The sequence below is a fragment of the Hymenobacter nivis genome (assembly GCF_003149515.1).
Classification (GTDB): Bacteria; Bacteroidota; Bacteroidia; order Cytophagales; family Hymenobacteraceae; genus Hymenobacter; species Hymenobacter nivis.
In genome coordinates this window covers 1,270,356-1,293,813 of sequence record NZ_CP029145.1, presented here as the reverse complement: position 1 = coordinate 1,293,813, position 23,458 = coordinate 1,270,356, and the positions used below count along the sequence as shown (strand labels likewise).

The 23,458-nt window shown below is 63.4% G+C and carries 16 protein-coding genes and 1 other RNA gene; 3 read left to right on the top strand and 14 right to left on the bottom strand.

Annotated elements, in window-relative coordinates; all coding sequences use genetic code 11:
- Nucleotides 1-37 precede the first annotated feature (37 nt).
- The 7 genes from DDQ68_RS05590 to DDQ68_RS23730 all read right to left on the bottom strand — a co-directional run bounded on the left by DDQ68_RS05590 (nucleotide 38) and on the right by DDQ68_RS23730 (nucleotide 6,849).
- The gene (locus DDQ68_RS05590; RefSeq protein ID WP_109655425.1) at nucleotides 38-358 is read right to left on the bottom strand and encodes a hypothetical protein; all 321 of its coding nucleotides are present in this window, start codon (nucleotides 356-358) and stop codon (nucleotides 38-40) included.
- 158 nt (nucleotides 359-516) lie between these two features.
- On the bottom strand, nucleotides 517-1,401 hold the full coding sequence (locus DDQ68_RS05585) for a carboxypeptidase-like regulatory domain-containing protein (protein ID WP_109655424.1): 885 nt from the start codon (nucleotides 1,399-1,401) through the stop codon (nucleotides 517-519).
- Between the two features lie 252 nt (nucleotides 1,402-1,653).
- Complete coding sequence (gene fdhA, locus DDQ68_RS05580) at nucleotides 1,654-2,886, bottom strand: formaldehyde dehydrogenase, glutathione-independent (RefSeq protein ID WP_109655423.1); 1,233 nt, start codon at nucleotides 2,884-2,886, stop codon at nucleotides 1,654-1,656.
- Nucleotides 2,887-2,934: 48 nt separating this feature from the next.
- Nucleotides 2,935-3,342 (bottom strand): GlcG/HbpS family heme-binding protein, encoded by a 408-nt coding sequence (locus DDQ68_RS05575; RefSeq protein WP_109655422.1) that lies wholly within the window; start codon nucleotides 3,340-3,342, stop codon nucleotides 2,935-2,937.
- Between the two features lie 244 nt (nucleotides 3,343-3,586).
- Nucleotides 3,587-4,750, bottom strand: a complete 1,164-nt coding sequence (locus DDQ68_RS05570) for a sigma-54-dependent transcriptional regulator (protein ID WP_109655421.1) — start codon at nucleotides 4,748-4,750, stop codon at nucleotides 3,587-3,589.
- Between the two features lie 130 nt (nucleotides 4,751-4,880).
- Nucleotides 4,881-5,264: RNase P RNA component class A (gene rnpB / locus DDQ68_RS05565), an RNA gene on the bottom strand.
- Between the two features lie 361 nt (nucleotides 5,265-5,625).
- Complete coding sequence (locus DDQ68_RS23730; RefSeq protein ID WP_245897330.1) at nucleotides 5,626-6,849, bottom strand: Smr/MutS family protein; 1,224 nt, start codon at nucleotides 6,847-6,849, stop codon at nucleotides 5,626-5,628.
- A gap of 344 nt (nucleotides 6,850-7,193) precedes the next feature.
- Here DDQ68_RS23730 and DDQ68_RS05550 point away from each other — a divergent pair, with 344 nt between their 5' ends.
- The gene (locus DDQ68_RS05550) at nucleotides 7,194-10,067 is read left to right on the top strand and encodes an alpha-amylase family glycosyl hydrolase (protein ID WP_109655420.1); all 2,874 of its coding nucleotides are present in this window, start codon (nucleotides 7,194-7,196) and stop codon (nucleotides 10,065-10,067) included.
- A gap of 95 nt (nucleotides 10,068-10,162) precedes the next feature.
- Here DDQ68_RS05550 and DDQ68_RS05545 read toward each other — a convergent pair whose 3' ends face one another.
- From DDQ68_RS05545 to DDQ68_RS05530, 4 genes are all read right to left on the bottom strand, one after another.
- A complete protein-coding gene (locus tag DDQ68_RS05545; RefSeq protein ID WP_109655419.1) occupies nucleotides 10,163-11,014 on the bottom strand; it encodes an N-acetylglucosamine kinase in 852 nt (283 codons plus the stop codon).
- A gap of 140 nt (nucleotides 11,015-11,154) precedes the next feature.
- Nucleotides 11,155-11,940, bottom strand: a complete 786-nt coding sequence (locus tag DDQ68_RS05540) for a SusE domain-containing protein (RefSeq protein WP_109655418.1) — start codon at nucleotides 11,938-11,940, stop codon at nucleotides 11,155-11,157.
- Between the two features lie 99 nt (nucleotides 11,941-12,039).
- Complete coding sequence (locus tag DDQ68_RS05535; protein WP_109655417.1) at nucleotides 12,040-13,674, bottom strand: RagB/SusD family nutrient uptake outer membrane protein; 1,635 nt, start codon at nucleotides 13,672-13,674, stop codon at nucleotides 12,040-12,042.
- A 21-nt stretch (nucleotides 13,675-13,695) separates the two neighbouring features.
- Nucleotides 13,696-16,719, bottom strand: coding sequence for a SusC/RagA family TonB-linked outer membrane protein (locus tag DDQ68_RS05530; protein WP_109655416.1), 3,024 nt, complete (start codon nucleotides 16,717-16,719; stop codon nucleotides 13,696-13,698).
- A gap of 302 nt (nucleotides 16,720-17,021) precedes the next feature.
- On the opposite strand from DDQ68_RS05530, the gene DDQ68_RS22610 reads away from it, so the two are divergent.
- Entirely contained in the window at nucleotides 17,022-17,618 is a 597-nt protein-coding gene (locus DDQ68_RS22610) for a hypothetical protein (RefSeq protein WP_162549877.1), read from the top strand.
- A gap of 19 nt (nucleotides 17,619-17,637) precedes the next feature.
- The gene (locus DDQ68_RS05520; RefSeq protein WP_109655415.1) at nucleotides 17,638-18,522 is read left to right on the top strand and encodes an alpha/beta hydrolase; all 885 of its coding nucleotides are present in this window, start codon (nucleotides 17,638-17,640) and stop codon (nucleotides 18,520-18,522) included.
- Between the two features lie 336 nt (nucleotides 18,523-18,858).
- Here the strand turns inward: DDQ68_RS05520 and DDQ68_RS22605 are convergent, their stop codons facing one another.
- The 3 genes from DDQ68_RS22605 to DDQ68_RS05505 all read right to left on the bottom strand — a co-directional run bounded on the left by DDQ68_RS22605 (nucleotide 18,859) and on the right by DDQ68_RS05505 (nucleotide 23,298).
- Complete coding sequence (locus DDQ68_RS22605) at nucleotides 18,859-20,610, bottom strand: glycosyl hydrolase 53 family protein (protein WP_162549876.1); 1,752 nt, start codon at nucleotides 20,608-20,610, stop codon at nucleotides 18,859-18,861.
- Between the two features lie 203 nt (nucleotides 20,611-20,813).
- Entirely contained in the window at nucleotides 20,814-21,545 is a 732-nt protein-coding gene (locus DDQ68_RS05510) for a CIA30 family protein (RefSeq protein WP_109655414.1), read from the bottom strand.
- The gene (locus DDQ68_RS05505) at nucleotides 21,460-23,298 is read right to left on the bottom strand and encodes a membrane or secreted protein (protein ID WP_162549875.1); all 1,839 of its coding nucleotides are present in this window, start codon (nucleotides 23,296-23,298) and stop codon (nucleotides 21,460-21,462) included. Before DDQ68_RS05505 ends, DDQ68_RS05510 begins: the two co-directional genes overlap by 86 nt.
- Between the last annotated feature and the right edge of the window lie 160 nt (nucleotides 23,299-23,458).

Sequence of the window (23,458 nt, the reverse complement as noted above, 5' to 3'; positions counted from 1 at the left end):
CTTCGGATTGCTCCGTGAGGTAGCGTGGAAATCCCAGCTATTCAATTTCCCGGTAGGCATACCAGCCGCGTGGCTTACCGGTAATCATGGCTTCAATTGCCCGGTCATAATAATCGAATTGGTACTCAGTGTGCTCGTCTGTGCAGAGCAAGCGGTCGGTAGGTTCTTTCTCCCAGATCAGCTTGACTTGACATTCTTTGATGAGGGTATGATTTGCCACCAATGCGTAAAGTAGTTTCACCCATTTCGCGTTGTTCAAAAAGCCAACTAATGCGCGTTTGCTTACCACTTGGTCAACAAAATCGTCTTTGCGAAAGCTTTCTAAACCGTGCTTTCGGTTGAAGTACGTGTACGACATGGTTGTAGTGCAAAAGGGCCTACCGCAGCTGCCGCAAATACCCCCGCTGCCCCGTCAGCAGGGCCCCACGCCCGGCTGGTTTTCCTGCGCTGCGGGCGGTGTAGTTGGGCACAGCAAAGGTACGAGGGTAGCCCGGCGGGATGGCCGGGGCCCTGGTTTCAGTCGGGGCTGGCGGTGGTTATGTACAAACTCAAATTTACCGGCTGCACCTGCCAGGCGTCTTCTGATTTGTGGCGAAACACCAGGCGGTGGGTGGCCGAGAAGGCGGCCGGAACCAGGACGCTGGGCCAGTCGCGCCAGGTAGTAGGCTTGCCCGGCGTGGGCTGGCCGGCCAGCCATTCCAGCGTTACGGCCACCCGCGCTTCGGCACCTACGTTCACGTTATAGGGGCGCAGGTCGATGTGTTGCCAGCCCCGCGCAGAGTCGGGCAAGGCGAATTGCACGTCCTGCGTGAGTAGGCTGGCGGCCGGGTGGTTATTGGCATCCACGGCCCGCACATTGAGCCGAAACCGCACGCCCTGGAACCGCGACTGGCTGATGTACACGTGCACGTCTTCGATGAAGCTGTGGGGGCGCACGCGCAGAATAGCCCCGCCTTCGCGGCCAAGCTTGGCCGAGGGGAGGGTGTCGGCTCGCGTGTGAAAATTGCAGACAACGCCGCCGCCAGTGGCTTCGCGGCCCACGCGGCGGCGCTTCCAGGTGGCGGCTTTCACGACCACCTCGCCCAACGCCGGCACCTGGGGTAGCAGCAGCACCTCGGGCAGCTGGCGCAGCGCGGCCAGCGGCAGGCGGCGCGACTGGTAGCCCACGCACGACACCACCAGCGTATCGGTGGGGGCCGCGCCCATTTGAGTTGGCTGGAAGCTGCCCTGCGCATCGGCAACCGTGCCCAGGGGCCTGCCGGGCACCCCCACCGAAGCGTAGGGCAGGGGCCGGTGCGTGCGGGCGTCCACCACGCGCACACCGGGGCCCGACTGGGCGGCCCCGCTCAGGGCAGCCCCGCAAAGAAGACCAATCGAGCAGAATTGGGCTGGAAAACGCATAAAAATTCGAAAGAGAACCCCACCGTCGGGGCTGGCTGGTAGAGCGCTTTGGCGCAATGAGCGTTGCAAGGCAATTGCTGCCGCCGCTTCCGAAAACCCATCCTTAGCCCCGGCAGCTTATAGCAAACGGGGTAATTAGTGACAGTGAACTAGAGTTAGAACTAATGGCTAAAGCCGTTGAAAAAGCTCAAAATAAAAACAGCCGGCCTACCTCATGAGTAGACCGGCTGCTGCATTAGGTTTCAGGTGTTGCTAAACGGCCGCTGTTTCCTTAGCGGCCTTGGCCTTTTTCACGTTCGGAATCAGGTTGTGCGGGTTGATGACGAACTTCTTTGCCACACCACTGTCGAACTCGGCGTAGCCGCTGGGGGCCTCATCGAGGCTGATGATTTCCACGTTCACGGCCTTGGCAATCTGTACTTTGTCGTACAAAATGGCCTGCATGAGCTGGCGGTTATAGCTCATTACCGGCGTCTGGCCGGTGAAGAAGGAGTGGCTCTTGGCCCAGCCCAGGCCGAAGCGGATGGACAGGTTGCCGGTTTTGGCGGCTTTTTCCGTCGCGCCGGGGTCGTCGGTCACGTACAGGCCGGGGATGCCGATGGCGCCGCCCGCCCGGGTGATTTCCATGAGCGAGTTGAGCACCGCAGCGGGCACTTCGGTTTTGGCTTGCGCGCCGTGGCCGCTGGCTTCGAAGCCCACGCAGTCGATGGCGCAGTCAATCTCGGGCACGCCCAGGATGTGGGCAATCTGGTCGGCCAGGTTGGCGTCCTCATTCAGGTCTACCGTTTCGCAGCCGAAGGAGCGGGCGTGCGCCAGGCGGGCTTTGTTCATGTCGCCCACAATCACCACGGCCGCGCCCAGCAGCTGGGCCGAAGCGGCGGCGGCCAGGCCCACAGGCCCCGCGCCGGCCACGTACACTGTAGTGCCGGGGCCCACGCCGGCCTTCACGGCGCCGTGGAAACCCGTCGGGAAAATATCGCTCAGCATGGTCAGGTCGCGGATTTTCTCCATCGCCTGGTCCTTGTTTGGAAATTTGAGCAGGTTGAAATCGGCGTAGGGCACCAGTACGTATTCGGCTTGGCCTCCTACCCAGCCGCCCATGTCCACGTAGCCGTAGGCACCGCCGGCGCGGCCCTCGTTCACGGTCAGGCAGATGCCGGTTTTCATCTCTTTGCAGGTGCGGCAACGGCCGCAGGCCACGTTGAAGGGCACCGACACCAAATCCCCTTTTTTCAGGAATTCCACGTCTTCGCCGGTTTCCACCACCTCGCCCGTGATTTCGTGGCCCAGCACCAGCCCCGCCGTGGCCGTGGTGCGGCCGCGCACCATGTGCTGGTCGGAGCCGCAAATGTTGGTGGATACCACCTTGAGAATGACTCCGTGGGTTATTTTCTTGCCCTTCGGGTTTTTAAGCTCTGGAAAATCAATGCTTTGCACCTCGACTTTGCCGGGGCCCAAATAAACGACGCCTCTATTACTGGCCATGTTGTGGGGGGTTGGGTGGGATGTAGTGCTGGGCGCGGGGGCCCACGGCTAGCGGTCGGCTACGGCCACGCGGCCGGCTTCGGCCACGGTATGGTCGTTCTCCACCGAGTCGCCGGATACGCCGATGGCGCCCACGACGCGGCCCGTGCTGTCGGTGATGGGTAGGCCGCCGGGGAAGGTAATGAGGCCCCCGTTGGATACTTCGATGTTGAAAAGCGAGCCGCCGGGCTGCGAGGCCTTACCGAGGTCGCCGGTCGGCATATCGAAAAACCGGGCCGTTTTAGCCTTCTTAATGGAGATGTCGAGCGAACCGAGCCAGGCGTCGTCCATGCGGGCGAAAGCCACGAGGTTGGCGCCGGCATCAACCACGGCAATGTTCATTTTGACGCCCAGTTCGAGCGATTTCTGGTGGGCTGCCTGGATGGCGGCTTGGGCTTGTTCGAGGGTAATACCCATGGGGTTAGCGGGAAATAAGGGTGGAGTGGAATGGACAGAAACAGTATCTGCCTGCTATCCTAACCGGTTTTTGGTGGCTCAGGTTGGCTCAGGGTCCCCCAAATGCACCAATGCCAAAATATTTTGCGACGTAACCCCTGCGCCAGGGGCCCCACGCAAGCGCCGCCCGCGGCCAGCAAAAAGCCCCGGCGGGTGGGCCGGGGCGGTTTGGGTCGCTAGCGGGCTACTGGGGCCCCGGCGCGGGCTACTTGCCGGCGAAGGCCTTGGCGTCGGCCTCCGTCACGGTGTCGTCGCTCATGATGACGAGGCGCTCGACCACGTTGCGCAGCTCGCGGATGTTGCCGCGCCAGTCCAGCGCTTGCAGGTATTTTAGGGCCCCGGCGTCGATTTTCTTGGGCTTGTTGCCGTAGTCGGCGGCGATGTCGGCCAGGAATTTCTGGATGAGGTCGGGGATGTCCTCGCGGCGGTCGTTCAGGGCCGGCACCTGGATGAGGATGACCGAAAGGCGGTGGTAAAGGTCTTCGCGGAAGTTTTTGTCGGCGATTTCCTGCATCAGGTCCTTGTTGGTGGCGGCCAGCACGCGCACGTTCACCGAAATCTCCTTTTCGCCGCCCACGCGGGTAATCTTGCTCTCCTGCAAGGCGCGCAGCACCTTGGCCTGGGCCGAAAGGCTCATATCGCCGATTTCGTCCAGGAACAGCGTGCCGCCGTCGGCCTGCTCGAACTTGCCGATGCGCTGCTTCACGGCCGACGTGAACGAGCCTTTCTCGTGGCCGAATAGCTCGCTCTCAATTAGTTCTGAAGGAATGGCGGCGCAGTTTACTTCCACCATGGGGCCCTGGGCGCGGGGGCTGAGCTCGTGCAGCTGGCGGGCCACCATCTCCTTGCCCGCGCCGTTGGGGCCCGTGATGAGCACGCGGGCGTCGGTGGGCGCTACTTTCTCGATGGCCTTGCGCACGGCTCCCAGCGCCGCCGACGAGCCAATCATGGCTGAGCCTTTGGTGACGGAGAGCTTCTTTTTCAGGGTTTTGGTTTCCGTCACCAACTTGGTGCGGTCCAGGGCGTTGCGCACCGTCACGAGTAGGCGGTTGAGGTCGGGCGGCTTGGGCAGGAAGTCGTAGGCGCCCTTTTTGGTGGCCTCCACGGCGGTTTCGATGTTGCCGTGGGCCGATACCATGATGAAGGCCGTGTCGGGGGCCAGCGTCTGGGCGCGGCTCAGCACCTCCAAGCCGTCCATTTTGGGCATCTTGATGTCGCAAAGCACCAGGTCGTACTTGTGCTGGATGAGCAAATCGAGGCCCGCGGGGCCGTCCTCGGCCTGGTCCACGGTGTAGCTTTCAAACTCCAGAATCTCCTTCAGCGTGTTGCGGATGGCTTTTTCGTCGTCGATGATGAGGATGCGGGGCATGGGCAGGCGATTGGCAGGGAAAGGGTCAGCGGTAAGAACGGGAACTTACGCGCTTTGCGTACGGCGGGGTCTTAAGTTCCGCTTAAATAAAAAACGGCCGCCCCTGCCGAAGCAGGAGCGGCCGCCAAAACTAGGCAATGCGCCGGTAAGCCGGGTTCTGTCCGGGGCCCGGGGGCCCCGTCTCCACCATTTATCTAGGCCAGTCCTCGCGGAAAGGCTCCATCGACCTACCCGCGGACCCGAGCGGGCCGCCCGTTGCCCGCCAGCCGAAGCCAGCGCGCGTGTCCGCTTATTTGGTCTTTCAACCCCTGAGGTTTACCCAGCCGGCGTGGTTGCCCAGCCGCTGGTGCGCTCTTACCGCACCTTTTCACCCTTACCCTTGCGGGCGGTTATTTTCTGTGGCACTGGCTGTCCCGGCCCGATTGGCCGGTCCTTCCCGTTAGGAAGCAGGGTGCCCTGCGTTGCCCGGACTTTCCTCGCCGGGTTGCCCCGCCGCGGTGGAGTGGCGCACTGCTTGCGGGCAAAGGTAGGGCCCCCGCTTCGGCCAGTTGCTGTTATACTGCTCACGAAGTGGAATGCGAAAACGAAGTAGGGTGCGGGGCTTGCCCCCGCCCGTCATTGAACGGTTCGGTCGGCTTTCGTTCAATGATGGGCGGGGACAAGCCCCGCTCCCCACTTCGTGACGAGTATAGCCCCAGCGGGGCGGCCCGCCCGTAGATGTTTGACAACGAAAAGAGCAAAGCCCCAGCGGGGCGGCGCTGACGGTTGGGCCGCCCCGCTGGGGCTTTGCTGGGCTATTAGCACTTTTAGCTACCGACGGGCCGCCCCGCTGGGGCTCACCGAAATAGCTTCTTAGCTGACGAATCAGGCCTCCTTTACTTCAGCCGCACCAGCGTGGCGCCGTAGCCGAACTTCTCCTTGCGCGAGTCTTCGAAGAACTTGATGTCCTTGTTGCGGCTGAGCTGGCGGTGGATTTCCTTGCGCAGCGTGCCGTTGCCCATGCCGTGGATGAACACGATTTCGTGCATGTTGGTTGCCAGGGCCCTAACCAGCGCATCCTCAAAGGCATCGAGTTGGATGCGCAGGATGGCCGTATTACTCAGCTCCTCGGTGTTGTCGGGGCGCAGGGCCTCGAAGTGCAGGTCGAACTCGTGGGGCGGGGCCACTACGGGCGCGGCGGGCTTGGGAGCCGCCGCGGCTACCACGGCGGCCGGCTTGGCGGGCGCGTCGCCGGTGAGCTGGGCGCGCAGGGCCGCCGCGTCGATGCCGGCCGGGGCCTTGAGGGCTTCGGGGGCGGGCGTCGCGGGGGCCTCCTGGGCCAGCTTTTCGGGGGCGATGGCGGCGGCGGCTTTTTCGTCGAGCTGGAACAGATACGCATCGGCACCGATGACCGGGGCCGGGCGGCGGCTGGAGTAGAACGTGCTGGCCTTGAAGCCCTGGCGCTTGTTGATGAGCTCGTAGGCCGCGTCGCCGTTGTGGCGGTGGGGCAGGAGCTGCATCACGGCGGCGGGCCAGGTTTCGAAGTCCTTCAGGTGCAGGAACGCCAGGGGCTTGGTGCTGGCCTTAGGGCCCAGCTGGCCAGCGGCCAGGGCCCGGTAGGGGCGGGCCGGGGTTTCCTCGCCGTAGGTGTACAGCACGTCGGCCTCGGTGTTGTTGATGAGCGTGACGCCCAGCAGCTCGGGCGACTGGTTGACCAGGGCCAGGAACAGGCCTTTAGCGGCCGGGGCCGCGCCGACCGACGGCACCTTGCCGCCGGGGGCCTTGGCCGCGGCAGGGCCGCTGCTGGCCACAGCGGCCAGGGCCTCGGCCAGGGTGGGGGTGGCCTTGGCGGCGTTGGCCGCCGTGGGCTTGGGGATGTGGCTGCGGTCTTTCTTGCTGGCGTTGGCATTGCGGCCGGGCTGCTGGCCGGGGCCGTAGGTGGGGGCGGCGCGGTTGAAGTTTTTGCCTTCGTCGGCGGCTACCACTACCACTTCGCGGCGCAGCACGGGAATGGTGAAATCGTTGTCGATGGCCACTTCCACCAGTTCGTTGTCGAGCAGGCGGGTCACGATGCCTTCTTCGGTGCCGGTGAGCAGGCGTACTCTATCTCCTACGTTCATAATATTCGGGGCAGAAATTGGGAGCGGAGCGGCGGCCCCGGGGAAAGTCCGGACGCGCCCCGCAAAGGGTTGGATCGGTAAAAATACGTAGCTAACGGGGCGAATGGGTTGCCCCCGGCCAGCCGGGGGCCCCAGGGGCCGCCCCGGGGCCCAGTGCCTATACGCACAAACCGCCGCTAAGCGCCAGGAACTATGGCCGGCACCACGCAAAAAAAAGAACCGCTGGGCCCCGGCATAGGGTAAATAAATCGCCGGCCAGTCTTGCGGGGCTTTTACCTTTGCTTGACTGCGCAACCGGTATCATCGATGATATGCTTGCCTTGGTACTTCTTAATCCAGCGTTCATGAAAATAATTCGACTCTTTACCGGCCTGCTGCTGAGCTTGACGGTGCTAGCCGCCCGGGCGCAAGTCGTCACGGTGCAGCCCACGTTCTTCACTGCCGATACGCCCGTTACCCTAACCTTCGACGCTACCCAGGGCAACGCCGGCCTGGCGGGCTTTGCCGGGCCGGTGTACATCTGGACCGGGGCCGTGACCGATAAAAGCACCAACCAGGGCGACTGGAAAGGGGGCCCCCGGGTAAGCTTCAACCAGCCCGACCCGGCCGCGCTGATGACGGCGCTGGGCGGCGACAAGTACACCATCACCTTCACGCCGCGGGCGTTCTACGGCCTGGCGCCTACCGACCAGCTGCTGAAGCTGGCCATGCTTTTCCGCAGCGGCGACGGCACGAAATCGGGGCGCGCCACCGGCGGGGCCGACATTTTTGTGGACGCGCAGGTGGCCGCCCTGGCCGTGCGCATCACGCAGCCGGTGCCCGCCACCGCCGGCAACCCGCAGTTTGTGGCCCTGAACCAGCAGGTGGCCGTGGCCGGTACGGCCTCAGCCGCCGCCACGCTCACACTATACCTCAACGGCACGCAGGTAGCCCAGCAGACCAGCGCCACGGCCCTCAGCGCCACCGTGGCCATTACCCAAACGGGGGCCAACGTGCTGCGCCTGACGGCCACCGCCGGCGGCCAAACCGTGGAGGATACCCAGACGTTGGTGGTGCGCCCGGCCGCGCCGGCCACGGCCACGCTGCCCGCCGGAGCCCGGCCCGACGGCATCACGTACATCAACGGCGGCGCGTCGGCCATCCTGAGCCTGAGCGCGCCGGGCAAGCAGTTCGTGTACGTGCTGGGCGAGTTCAACAACTGGCAGCCAACCACGGCGGGCTTCATGAGCCAGACGCCCGACAACCTGAGCACTACGCCCGCCACGGTGGCCGCCACCGGCCGCTGGTGGGTGCAAATTGACGGCCTCACGCCGGGCCAGGAGTACGCCTACCAGTTTTTGGTGGACGGGCAGCTGCGCGTGGCCGACCCGTACAGCGAGAAAATCCTGGACCCCAACGACGACCAGTACATTCCGGCCGCCACCTACCCCAACCTGAAGGCCTACCCAACCGGTAAAACCACGGGCATCGTATCAGTGCTGCAAAGCAACCAGGCGGCCTACGCCTGGCAAATCCCCAGCTTCCAGCGCCCCGCCCGCACCAATATGGTGACGTATGAGCTGCTAGTGCGCGACTTCGTGGGGGCCCACAACTACCAGACGCTGCGCGATACGCTGGGCTATTTGCAGCGCCTGGGCGTGAACGCCATCGAGCTGATGCCCATCAACGAGTTTGATGGCAACGACAACTGGGGCTACAGCCCCGATTTCTACTTCGCCCCCGACAAGTACTACGGCACCAAAACGGCCCTCAAGCAATTCATCGACGAGTGCCACCGCCGCGGCATTGCCGTAGTGCTCGACATGGTGCTGAACCATTCCACCGGCCAGAGCCCGATGTTCCAGCTCTACGCTAACGGCAACAACCCCGCCGCCAACAACCCCTGGTTTAACGTGACGGCCCCGCACCCTTACAGCGTGTACAACGATCTGAACCACGAAAGTCCCTATACCAAGTACTTCAGCAAGAAGGTAATGCAGTTTTGGCTCCAGGAATATCACATCGACGGCTACCGCTTCGATTTGGCGGGGGGCTTCACCAACAAGGCCACCACTGCGGCTACCTACGCCGACTACGACCAGTCGCGCATCGATATCTGGAAGGACTACTACCAGACGCTGGTGGCTACCGACGCTACGCTGTACCCCATCCTGGAGCACTTCCCCGTGGACAGCGAGGCCAAGGCGCTGGCCGACTACGGCTTCATGCTGTGGGGCAACATGAACTACAACTATAACGAAGCCACCATGGGCTTCGTGCCCACCTCCGATCTGAGCCGCGGCTACTACAAAACCCGGGGCTTCAACAACCCCCACCTGATAACTTACATGGAAAGCCACGACGAGGAGCGCCTGGCTTTCAAAAACGCGGCCTACGGGAACGGTTCGGGTACGTACAGCGCCAAGAATTTCGCCACTTCCATGGCCCGCAACGGCGAGGCGGCGGCGTTTTTCTTCACCGTGCCGGGCCCTAAGCTGATGTGGCAGTTTGGCGAAGTGGGCTACGACTTCACTATCAACCGCTGCCCCGACGGCACCGTGACCAACGACTGCCGCACGGCTGATAAGCCCATCCGCTGGGACTACGAGAACGTGGCCGAGCGCCGGGCCCTCTTCAACGTGTACCGCAGCCTGATTGCGTTGAAAAAGACGCAGCCCGTGTTCGCCAACCCCACCGCGTTTGACCAGCAGATGACCGGCGCCACGAAGCTCGTGCACCTCTCCGACGCCAACCTGAGCGTGACCGTGGTGGGTAACTTCGACGTGGTGACCCAGACCGTGGTGCCCGCCTTTCAAAGCGCCGGCACGTGGTACAACTACCTCGCCGGCACTAGCCGCACGGTGACGGATGTGAACGCGCCCCTCACGCTCCAGCCCGGCGAGTACGCCGTGTACACCTCGAAGCCCATCAATTCCAGCACTGGCACCGTGCTGGCCACCCGGCCCCAAACTACCGCCGCGTTCCGCCTGACGGCTTTCCCGAGCCCCGCCGCCGGCGCGGCTACGCTGCACTACGAGTTGCCCGCGGCGGCCAGCGTCAGCGTCACCATCTGCAACGTGCTCGGGGCCGCGGTGGCCACCGTGCCCACCGCCGGCCGTCAGGCCGCGGGGCCCCACGACCTGGCCGTGCCCACCGCCAACCTCGCCAACGGCGTGTACCTGGTGCGCCTGCAAGCCGCTGGCCAGCAGCAAACTGCCCGCCTACTGGTGCAGCACTAAGCTGGGCAGCGTAGGCGTTACATAAAAAGGGCGACCCAAACGGGTCGCCCTTTTTATGTTGAAAACACAGGGTTAGGGCCCCGGGGCCCCAGTGGTTAGTCGTTGGTGACGTGGTATTCCACCAGGTCGTCGATGGGGGAGCGGATGATCTTGCCCACTTCCATGCCGTGGCTGTTGGCTACCTGGGTGAGGGCGTCGCGGAAGTTGTAGCCCACCGAGCCGATGCAGTTGAACGAGTAGTCCTGGTAGCGCGGGTAGTGCAGCACGATGTTCTGGAAGAACGCCTCGAAACCCTGGCGCACGATTTCGCGGCAGTAGCTCACGTTGTTGTGGTCGTAGGTGAACTTGGCGAAGCTGGCCAGAAAGCGGTTGGGTAGCGGCTGGTTGTAGAGGCGGTCGATGATGTCATTGCGCTCGCCCAGCTGGTAGGTTTCGCGGAAGGCATCCTGCAGGCCGTCGGGCAGCAGGCCGCGCAGGTAGTCGCTCAGCAGGCGCTTGCCGATGAACGAGCCCGACCCTTCATCGCCCAGGAAGTAGCCCAGCGAGTCCACATTGTAGGTAATCTTTTTACCGTCGTAGAGGCATGAGTTAGTGCCCGTGCCCAGGATGGCGGCGAAGCCGGGGCCCCGGCCCAGTAGGGCGCGGGCCGCCGCCAGCAGGTCCTCGGTTACCTCCACCGTTTTGGCGTTCGGAAACAGCTGCTTGAGGGCGTTGCCGATGATAGCGGCCTTGGCCGGCGACGACACCCCGGCGCCGTAGAAGTGGATTTCGCGCACCTCGCCGCGGGGTAGCGTATCGGGCAGGTTCTGGTCGAGCGAGCGCACGATGCCGGGCGTGTCGATGAAATCGGGGTTGTAGCCCTCCGTGTTGAAGTAGACGCGCTGGTTGGCGTCGTCGAGCTGGCACCAGCTGCACTTGGTAGAGCCACCGTCGGCAATGAGAATCATGCGAAAAAATAAAAGTGTGGAACCGCGAAAGTAAGGAATTTGGGGCAAGCCGCCGCGGGCGCGATGCACGGGGCCCCCGACCACAAAAAAAGGCCGCTCTATCGAGCGGCCTTTTTGGGCAATGCAAAACCACTCGGCGGTTATTGGGTGATGGTGTATTTCATGTTGGCGAAGTCAAACTTGACCGTGTAGGTGCCAGGCATCGTCACGCTGATGTTACCGCCGCCTGACACCAGGGGCCCCCCGGTGCTGGAGCTGCTGCCATAGTTCATGTTCCAGGATTTGTTGAGGCGGATCTTGAAGGCTCCTACTTTGAAAGCCCGGGTGATATCGTACGTCTTGGTGTCGCAGTTGTACGTCAAGGGCGCATCGGTCACATTGGCGGGGTCGGGCCAGCCGTCGGCCGCGTCGCCCACCACACCCCAACTGTCCGAATTGGGGGGGATGCAGGCTTTGTAGGAGGTAACCGTGAGCGGCATCACCGGCGAGGCCTGGGGTGTATTGGAGGCGTAGCGGGCGTTCAGGCGCACGTCCACGGGCGTGGGGGTGCCGGGGGCGATGCCCAGCGTGGTCAAGGCTGTGTTCAGGGCTTCCACCGTTACGGCGGTGGGGCTGGTGCCAGCGTCAATCGTGGCGGGGGCCGTGAAGGCGCCGCCCTTCTTGTCGATTTGCAGCTGGTAGGTGATGGCCGGGTTGTAGGGTGCGTCCGCGTTGGTCCAGGTGAAGCCCGTGACGGGCGTCCAGGTGTAAGTCACCGCGATTTTCGCGGCGTCGGCCTGCGTCAGTACTGCCGCGGTGGTGGAGGCGGCGAGGGTGGGCACGTTGGTGGGCGTGATGGTCGCCTGCACCTCGTCTTTTTTGCAGCCCGTGAGAGCCACCGCCGCCACGGTGCAGATGCCAACTGCTTGGGTAAGCCAGTTTTTCATGGAAGTAAATATGTGGGAGTGGGAATGATAAGAAATGTTCCCCCGGCCCCGCCGGGGCCCCAAAGAGCGCCGGGCGTTGGCCGGGGAAGCAAGCAGCGGTTAGTACCCGGGGTTCTGTACCAGATTGGGATTCACGCTCAGGTCCGATGCCGGGATTGGGAACAGGCTGCGGGTATCGGGCACGCTGGTGCCAGCGGCCACGCCCCCTTTCCAGGGCCAGAGGTAGTCCGCGGTGGTGAAGCGCTTGTAGCGGATGAGGTCGGTGCGGCGGGTGCCTTCCCAGTACAGCTCGCGCGAGCGCTCGTTCAGGAGGAAATCCAGGGTGAGGTCGGCCGTGGCGATGTTACCGGCCGCGGTGTTGTTGTAGGCCCGGCTGCGGATCAGGTTCACGTAGGTGAGGGCCTGGGGCAGGTTGGCGTTTGTGCGCACGGCGGCTTCGGCGTACATCAGGTACACGTCGGCCAGGCGGAACATGGGGTAGTCGGTGTCCACAAATGTGGCATCGGCACCCGCCGCTCCGGTCGAGCTGACGTTCTTAAACTTGATGGGTACGTAGCCGTTGTTAAAGTTCGTCTGCGAAACCACGTCCATCGTCTGGCCGCCGGTCACGAACCTGCCGCGGGTATCAGCGGCCGTATCAGTGAACTGCTGAAACAGCTTGGGCGTGGTGCGGGTGCCGCCCCAGCCCGCGCCGATGCCGTACTTGGCGGGGTTCCAGTATTTGTCGGCTGTGCCGGACACCGGCGCGTGGGTGAGGAAAGTGGTGCCGCCGTAGCTCTGGGTGCGCTTGCCGTCGAACACAATCGGGAAGATAATTTCCGGCGACGTATTGTTGTCGGTGAGGAAGTTGCGCGAGTAGGCCGTAGCCATGTTCGTGGCGGTGGTTTGCAGCGAGTAGCCGCCGGTATCAATCACCTTGGCGGCGTACGTCAAGCAGTCGGCGTAGCGGGCAGTACCCGTGTACACCTGGGCGTTCAGGTACAGCTTGGCCAGCAGCGTCCAGGCGGCGGCTTTGCTGGCGCGGCCGTACTGGTTAGCGCTTTGGCTGGGGGCCAGCAGGTCGGTATCGATGGCCTTCAGCTCCGATTCGAGGTAGGTGAAGAGCGCGGCGCGCGTGGTTTGCTTGGGCGGCGTGGTGCCCCCAATCGGGTCGGTTTCGGTGGCGAAGGGCGGGTTACCGTACAGGTCAAGGGCGTGGTAGTAGGCCAGGGCCCGCAGGAAGCGCACCTCGGCCCGGTAGGCCTTGATGTCGGTCAGGTCGGCGCCCGTGATGCCGCGGGCGCTGAGCTTGGCATCGGTGGCTTCGGCCAGGAAGCTGTTGCAAACCGTGATTTCGTACAGAATGCGGCTGTAAAGGCCCTGCACCAGCACGCCACTCGACGTCCAGTTCATGTTGTGCCAGTCCTGTATCCCGGGGTCACCCCACTGGATGATAGCCTCGTCGGTCGTTAGCTCCTGGGCGCTCCACAGCTGGCGCACGTAGTCCGACGTGCCCTGGTCGATACCCAGGATGTCGCCGGTCGAAGCGCCGGGGCCGCTGGGGCCCGTCACAGCAAAGCCACTGTAGGCCTTGGCGGCCACCGTGCGGTAGCCGGCCGCGTCCTTGTACACGGCATCCGTGCTCAGGTCGTAGGTGGGGGTGCGGTCAAGGTCTTTGTTGCACGACGACGCCACCAGTAGCAGCGACGAGGTGAAACCTAAGACAGCCGCGTTCCGGAAAATAATATTTTTCATATTAGGTACGAGGGTGGGAAATTAAATGCTCAGGTTCAGGCCAAACGTGTAGGTGCGGGGGCGCGGGTACACGTTGTTGTCCACGCCGTTCGGAATCTCCGGGTCGAGGCCGGTGTACTTCGTGGCCACGAATACGTTTTGCACGGCGGCGCTCAGGCGCAGGCTGCCTTTGCCGTTCAGCACTTTGCCAGCATTGTAGCCCAGGGTCACGTTGTCCATACGCAAAAAGGAGGCGTTTTGGATGTAGTAGTCCGACGAGTAGCGGTCTTGGGTTCTGTTGAGGAAACCGGTATTGTTGGCGTCGCGTGTTACGTTCGATACAAAGTTAGTCGAGCCCACGATGCCCTGGTAGTTGCCCAGGTTCGAATTTACGTTGTTGTACACGTAGTTGCCCAGGTTGGCGCGCAGCGAGAAGGCCAGGCTGACGCGGTTGTAGCTCAGGTTCGAGCCGAAACCGAGCAGCACTTTTGGGGCCGACTGCTGGAAAATGCGGCGGTCGTTGGAGTCAACTTTGCCGTCGCCGTTGGTGTCCACGTATACGCCATCCACGGGCTTACCGTTGGCGCCGTATACTTGCTGGTACACATAGAAGGCCGACGAAGGCGAGCCCACGCGGTAGTTGCCAATGTTGGTGCCCGTGCCGCCCGAGATGCCGGTATTTTCGATACCCTGAAAATTGGCGGCCTGGGGCCCCAGCGAAAGAATGCGGTTCACATTGTAGGTAGCGTTGGCATTCACGCTCCAGTTCAGCTTCTCGCTCTGAATAACGTTGCCGTTCAGGTTTAGCTCAATGCCCTTGTTCTCGAGCGAGCCGACGTTGGATATCAGCCGGTTGGTGAAGTTCACCAAGCTCGGGATGGGGATGACGGCCAGCAGGTCGGTGGTTTTGCGGTAGTACGCGTCGGCGCTCAGGGTGAGGCGGTTATCGAGAAAGCCAAAGTCCAGGCCGGCGTTGTAGGTGCTGGTTTGCTCCCACTTTATTTTACCGTTGTAGCCCAGGGGCGAGTAGGGGGTGTAGTACACACCGCCGAGCTGGTACTGGGCCGAAGGCACGTTCTGCTGGAAGCGCTGGATGTAGGGGTAGTCGCTGCCAGCGGCGGCCACTACGTCCTGCTGGCCGGTGATGCCGTAGCCCACGCGCAGCTTCAGGTCCGAAAAAGTTTTGCTGTCCTTCAGGAAGTCCTCCTCCTTGATACGCCAGGCAAACGAACCCGCGGGAAAGTATGCCTTGCGATAGTCAGGGCCAAAGCGCGACGTATTATCGTTGCGCAGCGTAGCCGTGAAGAGGTAGCGGTCTTTAATCGACAGGTTGGCCCGGCCGTAGTACGAGATAATGGTGTACTGGGTGCGGAACGGGTTTTTGGCGGCCAGCGTGCGTACCGTGGAGGCGTCGCCCAGGTATGTATCGTAGGCGGGAGCCGTCGTCACGAAGTCCTGGTACGAGTAGCCAGCCAGCACTTCCAAGCGGGTGTTTTCGTTGAACTGCTTCGTGTAGTTTAGGTAGGCTTCGAGCAGCTTGTTGTTGCGCTGCTGCGAGTAGTAGTTGTACGAGCCGCCGCGGGCCGTGGTGTTGGTGGGGTCAAGGGGGTTGTTGAAGTACGAACCCGCCGAGCGCGCATCCACCAAGTTGTTGCCGGTGGCGCGGGTCACGTCGTAGCCCAGGTTCAAGTTGGCGTGCAGGTCGGGCAGAAAGTGCAGCTTGTAATCAAGCTGGATGTTGCCGATGCTGCGCTTCACGGTGCTGCGGTTGCGCTGGAGCATGAGCGTGGCCACCGGGTTAGTGGGCACGTTCTGCTGGGGCGTGCCGTTGCCTTGCAGGTACTGGAAGTAGTTGCCGTAAGTGGCGTTGTCGCTGAATACGTTCTGCGTCGGGTCGAAGGCCAGCGCCGAGCCAATGGCCCCGGCGTCAGCGAAGTTATTGTCTACCCAGGTACCCTTCACGTTCACGTTCACCCGTAAGTGGTTGTCCAGCAATATGGGGCTCAGGCTCAATGAGCCAGAGTTGCGGATGAGGCGGTTGGTGATGAGGATGCCTTGCTGCTCTAGGTTGCCGATGGAGGCGCGGAAAGGCAGTTTGCCCACGGCGCCGGTCAGGCTCACATTGTTATCATAAGTCATGGCCGTGCGGAAAACCTGCTTTTGCCAGTCGGTGTTGCCCGTGCCGAGCAAGCCCACCTGCTGGGGCGCTACCGCCTGTACCGTGGCCCGGAACTCATCGGCCGTCAGCACTGGTACCGAATTGTAGCGGGCCGCCAACGACGTGTTCGATACCAGGTTGACCGTCAGCTTGTCGCCCAGGGCTCCCTTTTTGGTGGTGATGAGAATTACCCCGTTCGAGGCCCGTGAGCCGTAGATGGCCGTGGCCGACGCGTCTTTCAGCACCGTGTAGGTTTCGATGTCGTTGGGGTTGATGAGGCTCAGCGGGTTGGCAGCGCCACTCACGGAGGAGTTATCTACTGGCACGCCGTCAATCACGATGAGCGGGTCGTTGCTGGCGTTCAGCGACGAGCCCCCGCGGATGCGGATGGTGGTGCTGGCGCCCGGGGCCCCGCCGTCGGTCGTAATCTGCACGCCGGCCACCTTGCCTTGGATGAGCTGCTCGGGGTTAGTGATTTGCCCTTGCACGAAGTCTTTGGCCGTCACCGTCGTGATGGCCCCGGTCACGTCCTGCTTGCGCTGGGTGCCGTAGCCAATCACCACGGCCTCGCCCAGCTCGGTAGCGTTCACGGTTAGGGCCGCATTGACTGCCACGTTCTGGCCGGATACAATGGTGACCGGGCGGCGCACTTCGTTGTAACCCACGAAGGTGAGTACAATCGTTTGCGGGCCGGCCGGAATGTTAGCGAGGCGGAAGTTGCCGTCCGCGTCGCTGGAAACGCCCAGCGACGTACCCGCTACCAGCACGGTAGCGCCGGGAATGCCTGCATTCTTTTCGTCGAGTACGCGCCCGCTCACCGAGCCGGTTTGTGCCTGAGCATTAGCGCTAAAGCCTAGTAGCGTAATTAAAAGCAAAACCCAAAGTTTTGCCAGGTAGTGTTGTTTCATGGAAACAGGAATTGGTGAGAAAATGAAGAATAGATGCAGAAAAAGTAGTAGGCATGCAGCGTTTTGGGGGGGAGCAAAAATACCAATTTTTTAGGAAAAAATGCGTGAATACACGTTTTATTGATTTTATTCTATCGGCGGCTGATAGATTTCTAATTCCACGCCGCCTACCCTGGGGCTCTCGGTCTGTAAAAAGTAGCGGTAAGTGCCCGCCGGGACCCCATAAGCAGGGCCTGCCGCGGAGTTTGATAATGCGGGGCGGTGCCTACCTTTGATGGCCAACCGCGTAAGTTCTTTGCTGCATGAAATCGTTGTTACTCTTCGCTTTGGGCCTGCTGCCCGTCGTCGGCGCGGCTCAGTCTTCGCCCCGCGCCCGGGCCGGCCGCGCCGCTACCGGCGAGCCGCAGCCTTACGTGGGCCGCGTGCGGCTGGCTGAGCCGGTGCTGGTATTTTACCGGGCGCCGGGCGCCGGGCTGGCCACCCAGCAGCTGGTGATGGACAAGCAGCAGCTGCCCCTGCTGCTCACCCTCACGCTGGAGGAGTTAGCCCAGCGCCGCGGCATCTTCGTCGATGGCCTCAGCAACCCGGCGCTGCCCGGCACCGACGCCCAGAAGTTCCGCCTCTCGGGCCCCAGCCTGCTGGCGGGCTCCGAGCGCCGCCCCGCCGGCGACGGCCGCAGCACCTACGCCCGCCTGAAGGTGCCCGCCCCCGGCGAGCTGTACGTGGTGCGGGAGCCAGCCGAGGAGTACCGCCACTTCGTAGCTGCCCCGGGCCAGGGCTACCGCATCGATTTCCAAACCAACGGTCTGCCGGGCATCGACTCGGTGCGGGCCATTTATACGCTGCGCAAAATCGACGTTTCGGAGCGCGGGGCCGGCGAAGGGGCCACTCTGCGCTAGCACGGCCACCCGTTTTAGTATGTCCATTATTAGCTCTCCGCCACCCGGGGCCCCGGTGGCCCGCTGCGCTGTGCTGCGGGCCCTCGGCACCGGCCGCCCCGCCGCCAAGGGCCCCAGCACGGCCAGCCCCCAGGTGCAGGTGCTCGACACCGCGTTTTTTATGCCGCAGCTGGGCCGGCACCGGCGCGTGTGGCTGTACCTGCCCGCCGACTACGCCCGCCAGCCGCAGCGCCGCTACCCGGTGCTGTACCTGCACGACGGCCAGAACGTGTTCGACGCCGCCACGGCCTTCGCCGGCGAGTGGGGCGTGGACGAAACCCTGGACCGCCTCCGCGCCAGCGGCCAGGACCCCACCGGCTGTATTGTGGTGGCCGTGGATAACGGCAGCCGCTACCGGGGCGACGAATACATTCCGTGGCACAACCCCCGAATCAAGACCGGGGGCCAGGGCGCGGCCTACGTCGACTTCCTGGCCCTCACCCTCAAGCCCTATATCGACGGCCACTACCGCACTCGCCCCGACGTGGCTCACACCGGCATCGCGGGCTCCAGCCTGGGGGGGCTTATCTCGGTGTACGCCGCCTTGCGCTACCCGGCCGTATTCGGGCGCGTAGGGGCCTTTTCGCCCGCTTTCTGGGTATGCAACGATTCGCTGCAAGCTTATGCGCACCAGCACCCACCGGCAGCCACCGCCAAGTTTTACTTGGTGGCCGGGGCTAAGGAAGATAGCTCGATGCTGCCCCTGATGACGCAGTGGCGCGACGTGCTGCACGCCGCAGGCGTGCCCGCCGCCCACGTGGCCTACCATGCCGCCCCCGACGGCGAGCACCGCGAATGGTTCTGGCAGCGAGAGTTTGCCGCCGCCTACGAATGGCTGTTCGATCGGCCGCCGGCCCACCGCTAACGTTTAGGGGCCCCACGCAAAGGAGCGCGCCAGCAGTGGCGCGCTCCTTTGCGTGGGGCCCTAAACGTTAGCATAAAGGTTGCTTTTGCACACCTACTTATACTACTCACGAAGTGGAATGCGAAAACGAAGTAGGGTGCGGGGCTTGTCCCCGCCCGTCCTTGAACGGTTCAGTCGGCTTTCGTTCCACGACGGGCGGGAACAAGCCCCGCACCCTACTTCGTGACGAGTATACTGATGTTACGCAGTCCTTTCGTCAGCTTACTGGAAACAGGCTTTTGCAGTCCATACAAATACCCTTTCCAGTAGATAGCTGCAGGTGCTGCGTAACATCAGCTACTTAATCAACAGCTTGCGTACAATTACCTGGTCGCCGCAGGTCAGGCGCACCAGGTAGGCCCCGGCCGGTAGTGGGGCCCCGGTACCCAGCGCCAGCACGTGCGGGCCGGCGGATACTTGGGCGTCGTCGCTTAGCACGCGCACCACCTGGCCGGTGAGGGTGAGCAATGTGGCGCGTACTGGGCCGGGTTGGCTCAGGCCGAACGCCAGGGTGAAGGTGCCCGCGGCGGGGTTGGGGTACAACTGCACGGCCGCGGCGGCGGGGCTACTGGCCGCCGTAGCCAGCGCCTGCGCGGGCGCGAAGGCCACGTCGTCGAGGCTGCAATAGTTGCCGGCGTTGGCGTCGGTGCGCAGGCCGATTTCGCACTGTCCATTCGTCACTACGATGCCGGGTACCTGGATTTGGGTGAAGCTGGCACTGGTGGGTACGGCCACGGCCTGCTCGGGGCCCCCGAAGCCATTGGCGTAGAGCTGGCACGAATTCTGGCCGCCGCCGCTCGTCACCCAGCCGCTGAGGGTGTAGGTACCGTTAGGCAAGTTATTGATTATCTGGTAGGTGCGTACGCGGTAGGTCGTGGCCTTATAGTGGGTGAGGCGCAGCTGGCCGCCGTGCACGGTGCCTTCCTCGGTGAAATCGGCGTCGGCATCGGTTGCCGAGGCCGTGCTCCAGCCCAGGGGCGTAGCCGTGCCGCCGGTGAATTCGAACCCCGGGTTGTACACGAGGCCGGCCGTCGGTGGCACGTCGCGGAAGGCTTCCAGGGCCGCCGTGGGGCGGCCGTTGAGGGCCCAGGCGCCCAGGGTGTAGCCCATCCAGTTATAGGCCTGGGGCTCCCAGTACAGTACGCCCAGACCCTTGTTGTTGGCCACCGACTTGGTTTTGGCGATGAGGTCGAGCACCATTTGCTGGGTCACGATGGGGTAGGCGGCGGGCAGGCCGGTTTCCACCACCATCACTTCCTTGCCGCCGTAGCGAGCCACTAAGTCATTCATCGTGGCCAGGCACCGGGTGGTGTAGCTGGGCCAGTCCGACAGGGTGGGGTAGAGCGATAGGCCCGACACGTCCCAGTGCGCGCCGTTGGCTTGCAGCACGTCGTAGACGTAGTGCGCGACGGCCACATTTTCGCTGCTGGCCACGTGTATAATCACCTTGGTGGTGGGGCTGGCAGCCTTCACGGCCTGGTAGCCCTGCTCCACAAATTGCGCGAAGTTGGCCCCGCCGCCGGTCGAGATTTTGCCTTCGGGCCATAGCATACCGTCGCTGGTTTCGTTGCCCACCTGCACCCACTCGGGTGTGGTATTGTTTGCTTTCAGCGTATTAAGTACGTCCGTGGTATGGTCGTACACGGCCTGTTTCAGCTGGGCCACAGTGTAGGCTTGCCAGGCGGCGGGCTTGGTTTGCTTGCCAGGGTCGGCGAAGTCGTCGCTGTAGTGGAAGTCAATCAGTAGGCGCTGGCCCAGGGCGTGGGCCCGGAGGGACTTGGCCAGCACGTCGGCCTTGCCGCTCCAGCCGCCGGCGGGGTTCACCCACACCCGCAGCCGGATGGTGTTCATATTGTAGCCGTCGCGCAGCAGTTGGAAGAGGTCCTGCGGTGTGCCTGCGGCGTTGTAAAACTGGTAGTTGGAAGCCTCCATCTGGGTCACCCAGCTCACGTCGGCTCCCTTGGCGAAGGCCGCGATTTGGGCCGCGGCGGGGCCCGCCAGGCCCCACGCCAGGGCCCCCAGCGCCAGCAAACGAGTAAAAATTCTCATGAAAAAAAGATTAGAGCTTGAAAGCCAAAATATTAAATCCTAAAATCATTTGTAAGATTTACAGGTCGTCATGCTGAGCGCAGCCAAAGCATTTCTCCCGCGGCAGTAATTATTTACTTAGCGGGAGAGATGCTTCGACAAGCGGACGCCAGATTAAGCATGGCGGCCTGTAATTATTTGGTGAGAATTCCTGAGGCTAGAACCTACTGCAGCGAAACCGATTCAAGGTCCACCGTCAGCGGGGCGGGGCCGGCCGGGGCGGCGCCCAATACGACTTGCAGCACCTCGGCGTCGGCCAGCTTTAGGGGCCCCGGGGCCTTGGGGGCGGGGTGGGTGAGCGGCAAAAAGCTTGGGTAGGGGCGCGGCACCAGCAGCAGCGGCGCCGGCCGGAACGCCGCCAGCGGCACGCGCACTTCCTGCCAGTCGGCACCGCTCACGGGTACCTCGGCGGTGTAGGCCACTGCGTCGCGCGTGGCCAGGCTGAGGCGCAGGGCCCCCGCGCCCGCGCCGGGCCGCACCCGCACTACCACCGTGCGGAAGCCTGCCAGCTCGGCGGCCGACCGGCTGGCTAGCCGGTCGCCGAAGTAGGCGCGCAGGGCTGCCACCGGGGCCCCCGCGGTCGGGGCGGGGTTTTTGGCCGAGGCCGGACCCTGCACTAGGCATAGCGCCAGGGCCCCAGCGGGCGTGGTCACGTAGTCGGTCCAGGCATCTTCGCCCACGCCATGGGCCTCCGTCAGGTCTTTATCAATCCCGGCGCTGAACAGTGGGAGCGATGCCCCGGCGGCCACCACGGGCACTTCCCAGTGCTCGGGGTGGGCGTAGTCCCAGTCGCCGGGCTGGCCCGCAAAATTACCGGGGAACGTGCGCGCCTGCCCGTAGTGCCGCCGGCAGCGTTTGGGTACGGCCGTAGTAGTGCTGGGCCACGAGCAGTACACTGTCCTGGGGCCCTACGCCGGTGAGGGTGGCTTCGAGGCGCAGCGGCTGGCCGGCCTCGGCCTGGGCCGGGGGCGTATGCCGCACCTGGGGCCCCAGGTCGGTGGGGGCGGGGGCCGCGTACTCGCCCAGCTGGCCGGTGCCAAATGGCGTTTGGGCTCCGTAAGCGGCGGTATTTTGCCCCGTGGTGGCCACCACGTATACGCCGGGGCGTACGGTGGCGCGGCCCCCGGTGGCGGTGGCTTGGGCCGTATTGCCTTCGTTAATACCGCGCAACGTGTAGTTGTCGCCCAGGCCGGGCAGGGCAAGTTGCAACGGCTGGTCGTTCCACAAAATTTGCGTCACGGGCTGCGTTAGCGAGGTTTTGGCAAACGGGTCGCGGATGGGCACGGCGTCGGGCAGCACCTCCAGCCGCCACACGCCGGGGGCCAACCGGTCGAGGAAGTAGGCCCCCGTGCCCCCGTAGCGCACCACCGCCGACGAGCTCGTGCCCGCCACGTGCCGCAGCTGGGCGGGGGCCACCGGCCGCGTGGCCGTGCTGCCGGTGTAGTAAAAGGCCTCGGGCGCGTTCATCTCGCTCAGCTGTTCGCGGTAGCTCACCCGAAACGCCCCGAACGTCGAGTCGGCCGGGTAGCCTGGGAATGCTTGCTCCCGCTTCACGCGCCGGAACGCTTCGCCGGCGATGAGCAGGCTGATGGCCTTGGCCGGCGTGTAGGCCAGGTTCAGGTAGTGGGTCTGGTACTCGGTGTTAGCGTAGGCCAGGGCCAGCGGGTCGTAGGCAAACATCGTGGCCCACTGCAAGCCCGCCGTACGGAAGCTGCGGGCCATGAACGGGTACATCACCGGCTGCACCACGTCGGCCGATTCGAACTCATACGCCATCTTGGTCTTGCTTTTGAAGCGCGGGTCGTTGGCGTAGGGAATCGGGTAGCGGTCTACATAGGGCAGGAAGTTGCCGCGCAGCGTATGCCCGCCCACCAGCCCCTCGGGGTACCACTGGAAGGTCAACCCGTCCACTTTCGCGTTCAGAATGGCGTTGTGCACCTGCGGGCTCTCGGCGATGTTATAGAACACCGGCTTGCGGCAGCCCGTAGCCCGGATGGCCCCGGTCATGCGGTCGGCAAAGGCCGTCACGGGGCCCTCGGGCAGGTGGTAGTGCGGCTCGTTGCACACCTCGAAGGCGAGGATGCCCGGGTCTTGCCGGATCAGCTGCTTGGTGTAAGGATTGCGGTGGTTTAGGAACTGCGTGAGGTAGCGCTCCTGGGCCGCCACAGCGCGCGGGTTGGTGTAGGCCTCGCCTTTGCCGTAAATGCTCGAAAAGCCCGTGCCGGTGTCCCTCTCCGGGTAGCCGTTATTCCAGTAGGCAATCGGGGTGAGAATGATTTTGATGCCGCGCCGCTCCAGCTGGTCCACCAGGTAGTCGAGCAGCCACAGGTGGTCGTTCTCCTTTAGGTTGCCAAGCGTGTCGCTGATTTCCACGTCCCATACGTGGATGCGAAAGGCGTCCACGCCCAGCCGCGCCAAGTGGTACACGTCCTGCCGGATGGCCTGCTCGCGGTCTACGCCCAGCTTGCCCAGGGCCCTGTAGGAGTAGGCAAACGGCGCGGTGTAGTTTACCCCAAACAGAGCCACTTCCTGCTTGCCCTTCGCCCAGCGCAGTACCCCGGCTTTGTCCACGAACACGTCGCCAGTGTGCGGGGTTTGGGCCGCAGTCGGTTGGGGGAGGGCCAGCGCCAGCAGGGCAGCGGTCAGCAAAGCAGCAATCTTTAAAAACATAAATGCGCAGCGTAGTAAGGCAAGCCGATACCTCCGTGGGGGGCATCTGGTAAGTTTGGCGCAAGGTAGCGCGCCTATGGATTTCAGCGCAAACGTTTGTGTGGAATTATCGAACAATCTCACTGAAAATCAATTTAGT

Bases quoted from the DNA above. Each gene is read 5' to 3' on its own strand.
- fdhA (WP_109655423.1), bottom strand. From the start codon at position 2,886: ATGGCCAGTAATAGAGGCGTCGTTTATTTGGGCCCCGGCAAAGTCGAG.
- DDQ68_RS05520 (WP_109655415.1), top strand. From the start codon at position 17,638: ATGTCCATTATTAGCTCTCCGCCACCCGGGGCCCCGGTGGCCCGCTGC.
- DDQ68_RS05590 (WP_109655425.1), bottom strand. From the start codon at position 358: ATGTCGTACACGTACTTCAACCGAAAGCACGGTTTAGAAAGCTTTCGC.
- DDQ68_RS05570 (WP_109655421.1), bottom strand. From the start codon at position 4,750: ATGCCCCGCATCCTCATCATCGACGACGAAAAAGCCATCCGCAACACG.
- DDQ68_RS05535 (WP_109655417.1), bottom strand. From the start codon at position 13,674: ATGAAAAATATTATTTTCCGGAACGCGGCTGTCTTAGGTTTCACCTCG.
- DDQ68_RS05545 (WP_109655419.1), bottom strand. From the start codon at position 11,014: ATGATTCTCATTGCCGACGGTGGCTCTACCAAGTGCAGCTGGTGCCAG.
- DDQ68_RS22605 (WP_162549876.1), bottom strand. From the start codon at position 20,610: ATGAGAATTTTTACTCGTTTGCTGGCGCTGGGGGCCCTGGCGTGGGGC.
- DDQ68_RS05530 (WP_109655416.1), bottom strand. From the start codon at position 16,719: ATGAAACAACACTACCTGGCAAAACTTTGGGTTTTGCTTTTAATTACG.
- DDQ68_RS05550 (WP_109655420.1), top strand. From the start codon at position 7,194: ATGAAAATAATTCGACTCTTTACCGGCCTGCTGCTGAGCTTGACGGTG.
- DDQ68_RS05585 (WP_109655424.1), bottom strand. From the start codon at position 1,401: ATGCGTTTTCCAGCCCAATTCTGCTCGATTGGTCTTCTTTGCGGGGCT.
- DDQ68_RS05575 (WP_109655422.1), bottom strand. From the start codon at position 3,342: ATGGGTATTACCCTCGAACAAGCCCAAGCCGCCATCCAGGCAGCCCAC.
- DDQ68_RS05540 (WP_109655418.1), bottom strand. From the start codon at position 11,940: ATGAAAAACTGGCTTACCCAAGCAGTTGGCATCTGCACCGTGGCGGCG.
- DDQ68_RS22610 (WP_162549877.1), top strand. From the start codon at position 17,022: ATGAAATCGTTGTTACTCTTCGCTTTGGGCCTGCTGCCCGTCGTCGGC.
- DDQ68_RS23730 (WP_245897330.1), bottom strand. From the start codon at position 6,849: ATGAACGTAGGAGATAGAGTACGCCTGCTCACCGGCACCGAAGAAGGC.